This is a genomic window from Ornithinimicrobium avium (assembly GCF_003351765.1).
In the GTDB taxonomy this organism is placed as follows: domain Bacteria; phylum Actinomycetota; class Actinomycetes; order Actinomycetales; family Dermatophilaceae; genus Ornithinicoccus; species Ornithinicoccus avius.
Genome location: NZ_CP031229.1, coordinates 1,654,198 through 1,667,805, shown reverse-complemented (window position 1 = coordinate 1,667,805; position 13,608 = coordinate 1,654,198). Strand labels below are relative to the sequence as shown.

The 13,608-nt window shown below is 71.8% G+C and carries 8 protein-coding genes; 2 read left to right on the top strand and 6 right to left on the bottom strand.

Going from position 1 to position 13,608, the window contains the following annotated elements; genetic code table 11:
* Positions 1-45: 45 nt before the first annotated feature.
* From DV701_RS07490 to DV701_RS07465, 6 genes are all read right to left on the bottom strand, one after another.
* Positions 46-546 carry a hypothetical protein gene (locus DV701_RS07490; RefSeq protein WP_114927754.1) on the bottom strand — a complete coding sequence of 167 codons (501 nt, stop codon included), beginning with the start codon at positions 544-546 and terminating at the stop codon, positions 46-48.
* 35 nt (positions 547-581) lie between these two features.
* Positions 582-6,314, bottom strand: coding sequence for a MobF family relaxase (gene mobF / locus DV701_RS07485; protein WP_114927753.1), 5,733 nt, complete (start codon positions 6,312-6,314; stop codon positions 582-584).
* Between the two features lie 206 nt (positions 6,315-6,520).
* The gene (locus tag DV701_RS07480) at positions 6,521-7,504 is read right to left on the bottom strand and encodes a S41 family peptidase (RefSeq protein ID WP_162802891.1); all 984 of its coding nucleotides are present in this window, start codon (positions 7,502-7,504) and stop codon (positions 6,521-6,523) included.
* Positions 7,505-7,821: 317 nt separating this feature from the next.
* The gene (locus tag DV701_RS07475) at positions 7,822-9,285 is read right to left on the bottom strand and encodes a hypothetical protein (RefSeq protein ID WP_114927751.1); all 1,464 of its coding nucleotides are present in this window, start codon (positions 9,283-9,285) and stop codon (positions 7,822-7,824) included.
* A 50-nt stretch (positions 9,286-9,335) separates the two neighbouring features.
* Positions 9,336-9,695, bottom strand: a complete 360-nt coding sequence (locus DV701_RS07470) for a helix-turn-helix domain-containing protein (RefSeq protein WP_114927750.1) — start codon at positions 9,693-9,695, stop codon at positions 9,336-9,338.
* Positions 9,692-10,879, bottom strand: coding sequence for a tyrosine-type recombinase/integrase (locus DV701_RS07465; protein ID WP_228255272.1), 1,188 nt, complete (start codon positions 10,877-10,879; stop codon positions 9,692-9,694). The genes DV701_RS07470 and DV701_RS07465 overlap by 4 nt, the downstream gene beginning before the upstream one ends.
* A gap of 491 nt (positions 10,880-11,370) precedes the next feature.
* On the opposite strand from DV701_RS07465, the gene DV701_RS18190 reads away from it, so the two are divergent.
* Positions 11,371-11,703, top strand: a complete 333-nt coding sequence (locus DV701_RS18190) for a hypothetical protein (protein ID WP_162802890.1) — start codon at positions 11,371-11,373, stop codon at positions 11,701-11,703.
* 785 nt (positions 11,704-12,488) lie between these two features.
* Positions 12,489-13,607: a cell wall-binding repeat-containing protein gene (locus DV701_RS07455; RefSeq protein ID WP_162802889.1), complete on the top strand. Its 1,119-nt coding sequence runs from the start codon at positions 12,489-12,491 to the stop codon at positions 13,605-13,607.
* Position 13,608: the final 1 nt, after the last annotated feature.

Here is a 13,608-nt window from a genome sequence, read left to right as displayed (position 1 = left end):
CTGTCACGCACCTCGACGGGGGAGCGTGTCAGGTGTGGAAATCGCTCAGGGCTTCGGGCCTTCGTTCCGGCCTGGGACCTGCGCTGCCCGTTGTTCGTCTTCGGGCCGTGGGTGTGGCTGTGTTCGTTGGCCCGGGGTGATGTTGTGGGTGGCTGGCCTGGCTTGGGCGCGGTCGGGGACGGCTGTGGCGGGGGACAGCAGTCGTGGTCGGCCGGCCGCGTGCGCGGTGGCGGCCAGGACCAGAAGGAGGAGTTCGTCGTCCAGGCCGGAGAGGTCGTTGGACAGGTCGACCGGGTGGTCGGGCGAGCCCATCGAGACGGCGATGTTGAGGAGCCTTCGTTCGCCGCCGGAGAAGACGCTCAGCTCGTGGTGCAGCCGGTCCCAGTCGACGCAACGCAGTGAGGAGGAGGGCCAGGGGCGCTGGATCCATGGTTGTGTCTCGCGGGCGAAGCGTCCGCCCTTGGCGCGGATGAGCAGCTCGACGGCTGCTTCGGTGGGGTAGTCGCCTTGGGCCCATGCCCTGAGCTCGGGTGCGGGGACGGTCATGACCTGACTCCTTCTGGGTGATGGGTTTCTCTTGCTCACCGCGGTACGCCCCCGGAGCGGTCTGGTCCGTGGGTGAGGATGCGGTCGTCTTCGTCTCGTCGTGGCTGCCAGTTGTTGGCGGGCACGTGGCGGGGGTCAGGCACGGTGGAGGTGCTGGTGGCGGCGAGGCGGGCGCGCAGCGCCTGCGCGGGGCGGGAGGACACGAGTGGCTCGTGGGTGATGCTGGCCCGGGCCAGGGTCTCGACGTCGTGGCCTTCGTCGTGCAGTTGCTGCATGGTGGTAGCCAGTGCCGGCCAGTCCTCCTGGGCGGTGAGGCGTGGGTCGAGCCGGTCGGCGAGGGAAGTCCAGCGCTGTTCGGGGGCCGGCCGGGCGGCTGCCTCCAGACGGGCGCGGAGCTCGCGGGTGTTGTCCAGCTGCTGGGTGACCACCGCGTGGGGGTCGTCGTGCCAGGTGTGGACGGCGTGGTGCAGAGCCCGGCGGGCCGTGTCTTCGTCGGTGCCGAGCCGGCCGGCGATCTGCGTGCAGGCGCGGTCCCAGCTGGACGGGTCGGCGGTGGCTAGGGCCCGCGCCGCCGGCTCGAGCGCCTCGTCGACGGGCAGGTGGGTCAGCCGCTCTTCCATCAGGACCTCTGCCAGGGGGGAGGAGCCCAGGATCGCGCCGGTCAGTGCGTCGGCGCCCTGGTCGTGGAGCATGTCTGCGGGGTCGGTTCCTTGCGGCAGGGGTGCGGTGAAGGTGGGGACGTTGTGCTGGGCGAGGAGCCAGTGGGCACGTTCGGCGGCCATGCGGCCGGCCAGGTCGGCGTCGGTGGCCATGATGACCGGGCCGCCGAGCTGGGCCAGCTGCGCGGCCTGGTCTTCGGTGAGGGCGGTGCCCAGCGGAGCGAGGCCGACGTACATGCCGCGGGTGGCCAGGGTGATGGCGTGGGCGTCCATCGGGCCCTCGACGAGGACGGGGGTGGCCCCGGTCGCCATGAGGCCAGCGTCGGTGCCGTAGAGCTGGTGGCCCTTGGAGTACAGGGGGGTGGTGGGGGTATTGAGGTACTTGGGACCGGCGTGCGGGGCGTCCTCGTCGACGGAAGGGTTGCGGCGGCCGACGAACCCGAGAACATCACCGTCCTGGTCGGTGATGGGGAAGACGACCCGGTCGCGGAACCGGTCGATGAGCCGGCCGTCCTTGGTGGTGGTGGCCAGCCCGGTGGTCTGTAGCTCGGTGTCGCTGACGCCTTGGCTGCGAAGGTGGTCGGCCAGCCGGGTCCACCCGGCCGGGGCGTACCCGGGGCGGACGTGCGGGTGGCCGGCGACGTCCTGGCCGAACCGGTCGGCCAGGTATGCGCGGGCCCAGCCGCCGGCGGTCAGCTGCTCCTCGTAGTAGCGCAGCGCCATCGCGTTGACCTGGACCAGCCGCTTCACGGGCACGGGCGACTCCTGCGCCTGCACAGCGCGGTCGTAGGCCCGGTCCAGGTCGGCCTGGGTCGGGTCCAGCGGCCCCATGAGCCGGCGGTACTGACCGGCCCAGGCCAAGGAGGCATCGACTCCCGCAGCGTCCAGGTCGTCCTGCTGGTCGACGGGGCCGCTGGAAGGGACAGCGGCAGTGATGATGTCGAGGTACTGGCGGTACTCGGCGTCGGTGGCCTGCACCGAGACCGGGTCCGGGTCGAGGGCAGCCGCGGCAACGTCGAGGTCCTCCTGCTGAGGAGCGACGCTCTGGTGCAGGTGGGTCGGGTCGTCCAGGAGGGTGCTGATGGTCCAGGTCATGGCCGCGGCGTCGTCGACGTCGGACCCGGGTGCGGGGGCGGTGGCGGCGAGGTCGTCCAGGGCCCAGCCGCGCTGCAGGGCGCGGTCGACGGTGGTGACCAGCGCCGGCCACCAGGGGCTGTTCTGCATCGCCCGGGCCCGGTCGTCCCCGAGCTTGCTGGTCAGGGTCGGCACCCACGCGGTGGACAGGAGCTGGTCGGGCCCGGCGGTGTTGTCCACGGCCGGGGTCAGGTGCTGCGCGACGCGCCACCAGAGCGCGGCCGCGGCGTGGTCGTCCGGCAGGGCCTTGGTGCCGGCGGCGTCCCGGACCAGGGCGGCGGCGCCGATCCCGGCCCGGGTGGCGGCGGCCAGCCGCTCGGCCAGGACGGCGGCGAAGGGGTCCTTGACCGTCCCCGGGGCGACCTGGGCCAGCAGCGGTCCCCACTCGGCCAGTGCGGGGGAGCGGTCGCCCTGGATCTTGGAGGCCAGCTGGCGCTGGTAGGTCGCTGCGGCCTTGGAGGCGTGGGCCGGGCCGGTGGGGCGCAGGTCGGCGGGGTCGACCTGGTTCGCGGCCCGCCAGACGGCGACAGCTGCGAGCACGTCGTCGGCCGGGCGAGCGGTGCCCTGTGCGGCCCACTGGGGGGTGGCGGCGGTGACCGCGTGCTCGGCGACGTCCTGGGCGAGGTCGGTGATGCGCTGGGCGCGGGCGGCCAGGTAGGGCCCCCAGGTCTGGTCGTCGGTCAGGGGGGCGGGGATGCCGGGGATCCACGGCAGCGGCCCGGGGGTGGTGTTGCGCATCCCGGTGTCGTCCAGGCGCCAGTCGAGGACGGCGGCGGGGTCGGCGGCGGTGTCGACCTCCCGCGCAGTCACTGCATCACGCAGCACCGGTATCGGGTTCTGCCCGCCTGCGGCCATGAGGGTCAGGTGTGCCCGCAGGGTCGGCCACGCCGGCGCGTCGCTCATGCCGGGGACCAGGTGCTCGGCGGCTTCGTCGAGGCGCTGGAGGCGCTGGGTGCCGACCGTGGTGGCGGCGGCGGTGTAGAGCGCGTCGACGTACCGGGCGGACGCCTGCCCGAGCAGGAGGGCCGGGTCGTCGGCCTCGCGCAGCAGGGTGGACGCCGAGGCGGGTGCCTCGTCCCGGGCCAGGATGGCCTCGAGCAGGTCGGTGGCGGTGCGCGGGCTGACCGTACCCGGCTTGGTCGCGTCGTGCTCGTCGCCTGTGCCGACGACCTGCAGGTAGACGTGGTTGGCGTCCCGGCCGCGGGTCATCATCGTGTAGAGCTGCTGGCGGGACTCGGCCCCGGTGGCCAGTCCGTGGGTCACGTCGACCGAGACGCCCTGGGCGGTGTGCACGGTGGAGGCGTACCCCAGCTCCACCGACTCCAGTACGTAGTCGGCCGGCAGGGCGATCTTGCGGTGGGTGCGGGTGTGAGCCACGACCAGAGCCCCGGCGCCGGTGGTGTCCAGCACGGTCCACCGGTCACCGTTCTTGACCCAGTCGGTCGGGGCGGTCTGGAGGCGGCGGTCGTTGCGGCGGGTGATGACGGTGTCCCCGACCGAGGCGTGGTTGCCGTCGGACAGGGCGACCTCGTCGGCGGGTCGGGGGGCTCCCTCCAGGCGGTGGTCGCGGGCACGTTGGTTGAGCTCGGCGACGAGCTCCCGGGTGGGGGCGAGCATGATCGCGTCCTTGCCGCGGGCCCGGTCGGCGGACCAGGCACCGAAGACTTCTTCCGTCATGGTGGCCAGGTCTCCGACGTGCACCCGGCCGGCGTCGAGGTAGAAGCCCAGGGCGGAGGGGCGTCCGTCGCGCAGCTCCAGGGAGGCGCCACCCTCGGCGGCCCCGGTGAAGCGCATCAGCTCGGTCAGGTGCAGGGCGCCGTGGGTGGCGCGGATGTCGCGCAGCACCCCGCCGGCGCCGACTGCGGCCAGTTGCTGGTCGTCCCCGACCAGCCGTACCGACGCGCCCCGGGAGGTGATGAAGGCCACCGCCTTGTCCAGGGACAGGGTGTCGACCATCCCGGCCTCGTCGATGACCACCAGGGTCGCCTCGTCGATGCCCTGAGCCCAAGCGGGGAGCTGCTCGGGGTCGTGCTCCAGGTGCCAGACCAGCTTGGCCAGGGTGTCGGCCTGGGTGTCGGCGTTCTCCCGCAGCACCGCGGCGGCCGCCGCGGACGGGGCCAGCCCGACGACGGTGCCGCCGGAGGACTCCCACGCTCGCGCCAGGGCCCGCAGGGCGGTCGTCTTCCCGGACCCGGCGGGGGCGATCGCCAGCTGCACCCGCGCCCCGGAGGTCGCCATGCCCTTGACCAGGGCAGCCTGCCCGGCGTTGAGCTCGACGCCGTTGGCGACCGACTCCAGCAGGGCCAAGTCCACGTCCTGCTCGCACGCGCGCCGCCCGTCCATGACGCCGGCGGCAGCGACCAGCCGCTCCTCGGCCTCCACGACCGCGGTAGAGGTGAACAGCTGCGATCCTGTGACGGTGTAGACGCTGGTCCCGTCGGTCCGACGCAGCGGCTGAGGCTCGCTGATCGTGTCCGCCCTGGCCGAGGTCATGGCCCTGCTGCCTGCCAGCGCCGCCTGAGTGAGCTGCTCGACCAGGTCCTCGACCTGCTCGGCCGGGACGTCCGCGGCGCGGACACGACGCTGGGCCTCGGCGCGCACGTGCCACACCTGCCACGTCGACCGGGACCCTTGCACGGTGCCCACCACGCGCGCCGCGCTCCGCTCGACCCACTGCCCGTCGACCCGCTCACCGAACCCGTGCGTGCGGGCGCCGGTCAGGGCCGCGTCCACCATCGAGTCCAGCGCGTCCTGGTCACCGAGGACGGACAGGGCCTCGGCCCGCCACGTCTGCCGCTGCTGCGCCTCGGAGCGGGGTTCGTGCTTGGCCTCGCGGGTCTCCAGGGTGGCCTGCTGAGCGAGCTGGATCGACTCCACCGGGGTCGGCGGCCGACCGTGCCGGTCCTGGAACGCCCGGGCCAGCTCGCTGCGCCGCGCCTGGATGCTCGCCCGCCGGGTCGACCACGCCTGGTTGAGCCGGTCGTCGACACCGACGACCTCGCGCACCGGCCGCTTGCGGGCCTCCGGTCCCGTAGCCTGCGTCCTGGGGGCGAAGGCGAGGCCCAGGGGGCGCAGGTGCTTCTCCAGGGCCGTGTTGTAGACCTCGGAGGCGGACACGACCGCCTTGAACAGGACCCGCCCGTCGATCGACAACCAACGCCCGTCGGTGACTGTCTGGACCTTGTTGGCCACCGCGACGTGGGTGTGCAGGTCCGGGTCCCCGGCGCGGGAGTCGCGGTGGGTGAACGCCGTGGCGACCATGCCGCGCACGTCCACCTGCTGCACGCCGTCCTTGCCGGTGCGGGTGAACAGGGCGTGCTTCTCGATGTAGGCCAGGGCGTCGCGGACCGCGGCCTGGTGGGCGGCCTCGATCTGCTTGCCCAGGGGACGGTCGGCCACGGCCCACAGGGTGGAGACCGACTTCACGGGGGAGAAGGTCAGGTCGAACCCGGCGACGGCGGTGGTCCGCGGCCGCGACTGCCTGGCGATGAGCCCGGCCAGCTCCCGGTCGTCGAAAGGCTCACGGCCGTGCTCGGTGCGGAACATCTCCAGGGCGACCTGGGTGCGGATGCTCGCGCGGTCATCCACGGGGATGGGGTGGTCCGCCGGCAGCCCGAGAGCCTTGTTGTGCTTCTCGCACCGGCGCGCCACCTCGATGCGGTACGGGGTCACGTCGTCGCGTCCGCCGTACACCCGGAAGGGCCGACCCAGGCTGTAACCCGACGCATCACCCAGCGGGTGCTCGCCCGTGCCGAACAGGCGGGTCATGTGCTCGGCGGTGACCTCATCGCCAACGGCCAGGCCGGCGATCCCGGTCATGCCGGAGCCGACCCAGACGCCGGGAGCCTCGCCCTTGGCGGTGTAGTAGCTGCCCAGCCCGGAGTGGCCGACCTCGGTGGCGTCCTGCCGGGCGACCTGACGGGTCAGGTAGTCATACCCCGACCCTGCGGTCAGCTTGTGGATGGTCGCCGCCATACCTACATAAGCGGAGGACCAAGCCTCAGGGACTCACCTGCGGGCGATTTTCTGGTGCGCCAATCGCCCGTTCAGCGGGCTCGGTGGGGGAGGGGGCGCAGGTAGGGGCGCGAGTCAACTTTAAGTGGATAATGCCTGGTTAACTGGTGGCCCGGTGTGAACAACGGGTGCGAGTGGGCAGGCCGGCAGAGCCTCGGCCAGGGGGTCTACTCGTCATCAGAGCAGACGCTGCGCAGCCACTCTTCGCCAGCTTGGACCATCGGGTTGTCTTCGGAGTCTGTGTCGCCGAGGCGAGGTGGAACGACGATCCCTGGCTGGATACCTTCAGGGAAGCGGTTGCCCTCGACATCGACCATCCAGGCGGTCGTCAGCAGGATGCGTGCGCCGTCCTCCAAGGCCTGAGACACGTTGCCAGTGGCCAGTCCAGCGGTTCTCTGGCCGATGATCTGGGTGTCGGGCTGGGCGTGAAACGCGGTTGTGACGGCCTCGGCCGCACTCGCGGTGCGTTGATCGATCAGCACGGCTACCGGTTGGTCCACGTCCAGCTGCGGGTCGTAGACGAAGCGGAAGTCTTCATCTTGAGAGACCCAGCCGGGTCCGTGGTCGACAGCCAGACGGGTGCCGTCGCGCTCACGGAAGCCACCGAGGGAACCGTCGGGCAGCAGCGGCGCGACGGCGGCGAGCATGGACCACGAGGTCCCGCCCCCGTTGTCCCGAAGGTCGATCACCCAGCCGCAGTCGGTGCTCTCCTTCACCCGGTGGATGGCATCGAGTCCGGCGCGGGCGTAGCGGGTGTAGGCCTCCACGTCCGCGCCACCTCCCTCAGGTAGGACCACGCGGCTGATTCCGTGTCCGGTGGTGACCGTAGGCAACCGGAAGGCCGGGGTGAACCCGGAGTCGCCGGGGGCGAGGTAGTGGCTGTGCCTGCCTCCAGCAGTGCTGACGAGACCCGCGACCTCGGCACGCAGGACGGTCAGTGTGTTCCGTTCGGAAAGAGCACGTTGGGCGGCGTCCACGTCCTGTGCCCAGCTCGATAGGTCGACGAGCAAGCCGTTGCTCCCTAGCCACCCCGCAACGGTCTCGAGGTACTCCCTGCGTCCGTCGGCGGTGGTGACGTCGCCGGTACCCTCGAGCGCCTTCGGGGCATGGACGCTGACCGAGAACGTACCCGCTGGCGCGGTTGTGGCCACGACGCCGGATGGTCGCCCCTCCGGGCTGGCGAGTGCATGGTCGCCGCCGCCCTGGGAGTGGGTCGACAACGAGCTGTCCGGCGAACTCCCCCCAGCCGCGCACGCCGAGAGCACGAGCGCAGCGACACAGGCGAGGCCCGCACCCATGCGCTTCATCACGGCTCCCTTCCACCGGCCTCGATCTAGACCGTAACAACGCTAGGAGTGCGACGGAGACCGTCAAGGAGTCCGATCATCGGTTCGCTTCCGCAGCGTCCGCCGAGGGACGCGACGGCGTCCGCTCGTGCCGTTGGTTGGTCAGGGCCCGAGCCCGTCGGTCAGGTGGACTGGGCGCGGCTGGCTGCGTATCTGGCCCAGGTGGCGGCGGCCTCCTTGCTGCGGCGCTCGGTGGTGGTGGTGGCGTAGCCGAGCATCTGGCTGATGATGGCCGGTGGTGCTTGCGCGGCGAGGTGCCGCAGGGCGCCGATCCGGGCGGCGGCCGGGGCCAGCCCGAGGTGCTGGAGGCGCAGCCGCAGGCTGTTCGGGTGCAGGGGCAGGGTGGCGTGGCGTCCGGGGAAGAGCCAGAGGCTGTGCGGGTTGCCGGTGGTGACGGGGACGGCGTGCTGGAGGTAGTCGAGGAAGACACGGTCGAAGGGCGCGGTCACGGGGGCGGGCGGGTCCCCGAGGTTGATCGCGAGCCGGCCGTCGTGGTCGAGGGTCAGGTCGGTCAGCTTCAGTCGGCTGATCGTGGGGACGGGCTGGGCGTACAGCAGGAGCAGGAGGATCACGACGGCGTCGACGGGGTCGACCTGCGGGTCGTGCACGGCTCGTCGGATCCACCGGATCCGCTCGGCCTGTCCGATGGGCGGCACCTGCTGGTGCAGTGGCAGGGGCACCTCGACCTGCGGGCTCAGCCCGGTCCTGGCGGTCCAGGCCAGGAAGGCGCGGACGGCGGTGCGCTGGCCGCTGGTCGCGGTGGTGGCCCAGGCGTCGAGGTCGGCCTGGGCCAGGCCGTCCAGGCCACCGGGCCGGGCGCGTGCCCAGGTCAGGAACTCGTGGGCCTGGCGGAGCTGGTAGCGGTGGTTGGTGTCGCGTCCGGGGAGCAGCGGGCCGGCGCGGGCCGTGTGCTCGAGGCGCCTGTGCAGGACCCACCGGTCGTAGCGTTGCAGGACCCGGCGCTCCTCCTCGCTCGTGAGGTCGGCCAGGTAGTCGGCCGCCCAGACGGTGGTGCGGTTCAGCGTCGCGTCGACCGGGGTGAGGACGCCGGCGGCGATGAGCAGGTGGCGTAGGTGGGCGACGGCCCTGGGCGGGGACAGCTGGTCCATGCCGTGGTGGGTCAGCGGGACGCGACCGTGGGCGAGCTCGTCCAGGAGCCGGCGGGTGTGGGGCTTGGTCAGCCACAGGATCCCGGTGCGGGGCCTGGGCATCGCGGCCAGGTAGGTCAGCAGCGGGACCAGCGGTGGGCTGACCTGGCCGGTGTCGTCGGTCAGGGCATCGGTGAGCCGGTCGGTCAGGACGCACCGGCCGCAGACCTTCCGGTAGTGGTTCCACCCTTCCTTCCCGCAGCGGCTGCAGGTGAAGTCGCCCAGACCGCCGGCGCAGTCGGTGCAGACCGGCCGGCCCCTGGTGTCCCGCCCCGGCAGCAGCCGGTGGGTGCCGCAGCCGGGGCAGGTGCCGTAGGTCTCGCAGGCGGTCGCGAAGCACCCGGAGCAGACCGGGCCCTCGGGCCAGGACCGGACGGCGACGACCGCGCCGTCGGGGTCGCGCCGCCGGGGCGTGCCGCGCGGGGCCGGTGGGCGCAAGGACCGGCGGCACCTGGCGCAGCATGCTGTGCCCGCCGGCCCGGTGTCGCTCACAACTGGTCGTCGGGCCGGTGGACCTGGGCGCGGACGGGCCGGATGACCGGCGTCCTGGGGGTGCGCCGCGGCTTCTCACCGGTGGTGCCGACCGCCCGCAGCCTGGACCCGATGAGCTGGGTGTCGGTGTCGATGAGCTCGTCCGGGCTGACGGCCAGGATGTGGCACAACGCGGCCAGGACGCTCAGGTTGAGCCGTTCGGGGGTACCGGTGACCAGCCGGTGGGCCTGGGAGGTGGACAGGGTGATCCCGTGCTCGGCCAGCGGGCCGATGATGTCGGAGGTGGCGTGCATGCCGTCGCGGGCCATCAGCTCGCGCAGCCGCCAGGTGTAGGTCACGTTCCACAGCTGGGTCATGGATGCTCCTGAACGGTGGGTGGGGTGCGGATCTGTGCGGCGGTGGCGTCCAGGACCCGGCGCAGGGTGCGGGTGCGGAAGTCGGAGGACACGCACGTGTACAGGCTGGTGGTCGAGGCGTGCTCGTGACCGACCTGGTCCTGGACGAAGCGGGGGTCCCAGTCCTGCTCGAACAGGATCGTCACGTAGGAGCGGCGGAAGGAGTGGAACCCCAGGGCGGGGTCGAGCCCGAGCTCGTCGCAGTACCCGCGCAGCCGCCGGTTCAACGCGTTGGCCGAGACCCGCGGGCCGCGCTCGGAGGGGAACAGGGCGGGGCTGTCGTGATGCTCCATCATCGGGCGGACCTGCTCGACCCACTGCGCCAGGACGTCGGCGGTCCAGGGCCACACGGTCAGCACCCCGCGCCGCTTGGGCGCCGAGCCCCGCTGGGCCTTGCCGTGCCGGACGGCCAGCACCCCGCGCCGCTTGGGCGCCGAGCCCCGCTGGGCCTTGCCGTGCCGGACGGCCAGCACCCCGTAGTCCCCGAACTCCGACGCCTTCGGGTTTGGCGACAGGTCGACCAGGTCCAGCATCCGGGTCTCGTTGCGGCGGGTCCCGAACCCGTAGGCGACCTTGAACATGACCGAGTCCCGGAAGACGGTGGCCCACCCCTTGACGCCCTCTGCCTGGCGCGCGCAGGCCTGGGCGTCGACGTGCTCGAACAGGGTCGCCAGCTCGGTGCGGGTGAACGCCCGCCGCACGGGGGAGCCCTCGTAGTCCGCGACGTGCGCGGCCCTGTTCGCCTCGGTGATCGGCTGGATCGGGTGGCTTCCGAAGTGCTGCTCGCAGACGGCCGGCCACTGGTAGGCCGGGTCGGTGAGGTACTCGCAGAACTGCCGGATGCTCACCTGCAGGCTGCGGATCGTGGACCGGGCCACCCCCTTGACCGAGCGCAGGTCGGCGAACCACTCATCCACCGTCGCCAGCGACCAGGCCCACGGGTACTCGTTCGCGTGCTCGACCAATGCACGGACCTGCCGCAGCCGCGGCTCGACCGTCCCCCGGGACAGGTTCCGGGCCAGCATCTGCTGACGCCACCCCGTCAGCATCGCCTCCAGCACCCGCTCCTCCGGGTGGACCCATCCCACGCCGGCGATGAGGAAGTCACGTGCCGAGGTGAGGGCCGGGGGGTCTTCGGCTGCCACGGGACACCACCTCCTCACATCCCGTTAGAAGGGAGATTATCCCCTCTAACGGGATGTTGCAACGGTGCCCGCGGCCGACCTGCGACGACGCCCGCAGCGCGCCCCGGAGGCGGCCGGAGCCCACTCGCGGGCCCATGGACGTGCCCGCCCCTGGCCTGCGGAAACACCGAAGGGTGCGAGTCCCGTCCGTTAGCACTCGCACGGGTTGGCCCGGCAATGCAAGAGGTGTGTGGCACATGAGCATGGTGGTTTCGGTCAGGCTCGGCGTCGGTGAGCCTGCGCGGGGGCGCGATCGGCTCAGGGTCGGTGAGCCTGCGTGGGTCGTGCTCGGCCTGGCGATGGCGAGGGGGTGGTCGCAGGCAGTGAGTCCCCTGGGAGTGTTCGTCCGCTTTGGGTGGGTGTCAGAAGTTCTTCCTGGATTGAAGGAGAGTCGCATGGATCAGTTGGTGAGACAGCAGGCTCGGGCGCGTGCTCGGCAGGCTCGGGCGAGGGTGCGTCGGGAGCAGGCGAAGCGCGAGCGGCGGTTCGCGAAGTGGGGTGAGGCGGTGGCCGTGGCGCTGGCGGAGCGAGACGCGATGGTGAGCGACTGCGAGCAACGAGCAGGACGGGCGCTGCGGTTCTTGATCGAGGAAGCAGGGCTCAGCACGCAGGAGGCGTTGGCGTGGTGCGGCGATGACGCGCTCACGGGACGGGAGGTCTACCGGCTCATCCGGGGCATCGCTGACGAGGACGAGGGTGGCACCGGCGGTGATGAGGACCAGGGCAAGGACTCGCCCGCGGATGCGCCGGCCCCAATGGGGCCGGCTGAGTGCCTGCCGGAGTGAGTGCGCAGCGGTTGTCCGAGCCCGGCCCAGCGGCACCGTCGGCGGCGCTGGGTGACCCTGGACGCGGCGAACTGGTGGAAGGTCGTGAGTATCAACGGTTCGGCCAGGCCGGTGGTGCAGCCATTGTCGGCGGCAGCCATTGCGACCATGAGTCGAGGAGTCGCTGTGCAGGAGGCGGATCGTCATCGTTACCGCACGCCAATTTCGCCGGAAGCGCGCGTCAGTCACCGGTTGAGGAGTTCTGGATCAACGATCGTCTGGTTGACGGTAGGAGACGGTAGTTCATGAAACTGCTGGTCAGAGCCGTGTCGGGTTGGTGGGTGCGTTGGTTGGAGGTGGTACGAAACGATCCTGCTGCGGACTCGTTGCGGACTGGCGGCGGACTGCTCGTGTGGGAGGACGCCTCGGCGGTGAGCAGCCCCGGTGCTGATCGGGACGTCGGCGCTTCCAGCGTCGAGTGAGAGTCCCCGATGCGGTAGGGGTGGTGAGTGGGAGTCGTCCGTGGAGCACCGGGGCGGTGGAGTGTCGACCTGATCCCTGGGCATGATGCACGGGGCCTCGAACCTTGAGCCAGCTCTTCACGGACCACAACTTCGAGGCGGTCCGGGCGACCGCGGCATTTGCCTGCGTGGTCGAGGCTGGGTAGGTGAGGCCTCCTGCTCGACCGAGGCCTTGCTGTTGGTCCCCGAAGGGGGTGGCTGCTCGGGTACAGTGCGCGATAGATCGTCACTAGGGCGTGGCGAGCAGGAGAGCGGGGCATGGGTATGCGTTGGTTGGCCAGTTTCGTGGCAGCGTGCATTGTGGTCGGGCTGGTGCCGTCGGTGGTCCATGCCGACGTGACGCCGGTGACGCGGTCCGGGTGGTCGCAGTGGTCGGGTGAGGACCGGTACGCGACGGGCGTCGCGGTCTCGGAGGCGACGTTCACCGGGACGGTGCCGCACGTGTTCGTCGCCTCCGGGGTGAACTTCCCTGATGCGCTGGCCGCCGGGCCGGTGGCTGGGTTGGCCCAGGGACCGATCCTGCTGACCAGACCGGGGAGCCTTCCGAGCGTGGTCGCCGCGGAGCTGGCACGTCTCCGGCCGGAGACGGTCACGGTGGTGGGTGGACCGACCGCGGTCAGCGTCGAGACCGTCGCTGCTATCCGGGCGGCCTCTGGGGCGCAGGTCGTGCGGGTCGGCGGGGCGAACAGGTACGGCACGGCTGCGGCGGTCGCCGCGCAGGTCGAGTCCTTGGACACGGTGTACCTGGCCTCGGGCCAGGCGTTCCCGGACGCCCTGGCAGCTGGTCCTGCGGCGGGCAGGCGCGGCGCGGCGGTCCTTCTGTCAAGGCCCGGGAGTTTGCCGGAGGAGACCCGTGCATTCCTTGTGGAGCGGCAGCCGAGCCGGGTCGTGCTGGTCGGTGGCACAGCAGCCTTGTCGGCTGACGTCAGGGACGCGGTGGTCAGGGCTTTGCCCGGTGCCCAGGTCGTCCGGCTCGCCGGGACGGACCGGTACGACACAGCCCGCCGGGTGGCGCTGGAGGCCTGGCCGGGCGGGACCAGGACGGTGTTCTACGCCCCTGGCACGAACTTCCCGGACGCGTTGTCCGCCTCCCCGGCGGCGGTCGTCAACGACGCCCCGTTGCTGCTGACGCGGGAGGGTTGCCAGCCGTACGAGGCGGCGGTCGGCAGCGACTTCCTCAGTCCGACGTCCAAGGTCGCGGTCGGGGGCAAGACCTATACGGGCAGCACGGTGTGCGGGCCGAAGCCCAGCTATCCGTTCCCCGCCGACCTGGACTGCGTGGACTTCGCCTCCCAGCGGAAGGCGCAGGACTGGTACGACTACTGGTACCCCAAGGTCGGGGACATCTACCGCTTGGACGGCGACAAGGACGGCAAGGTCTGCGAGGTGTGGCCACCCCGGTGAC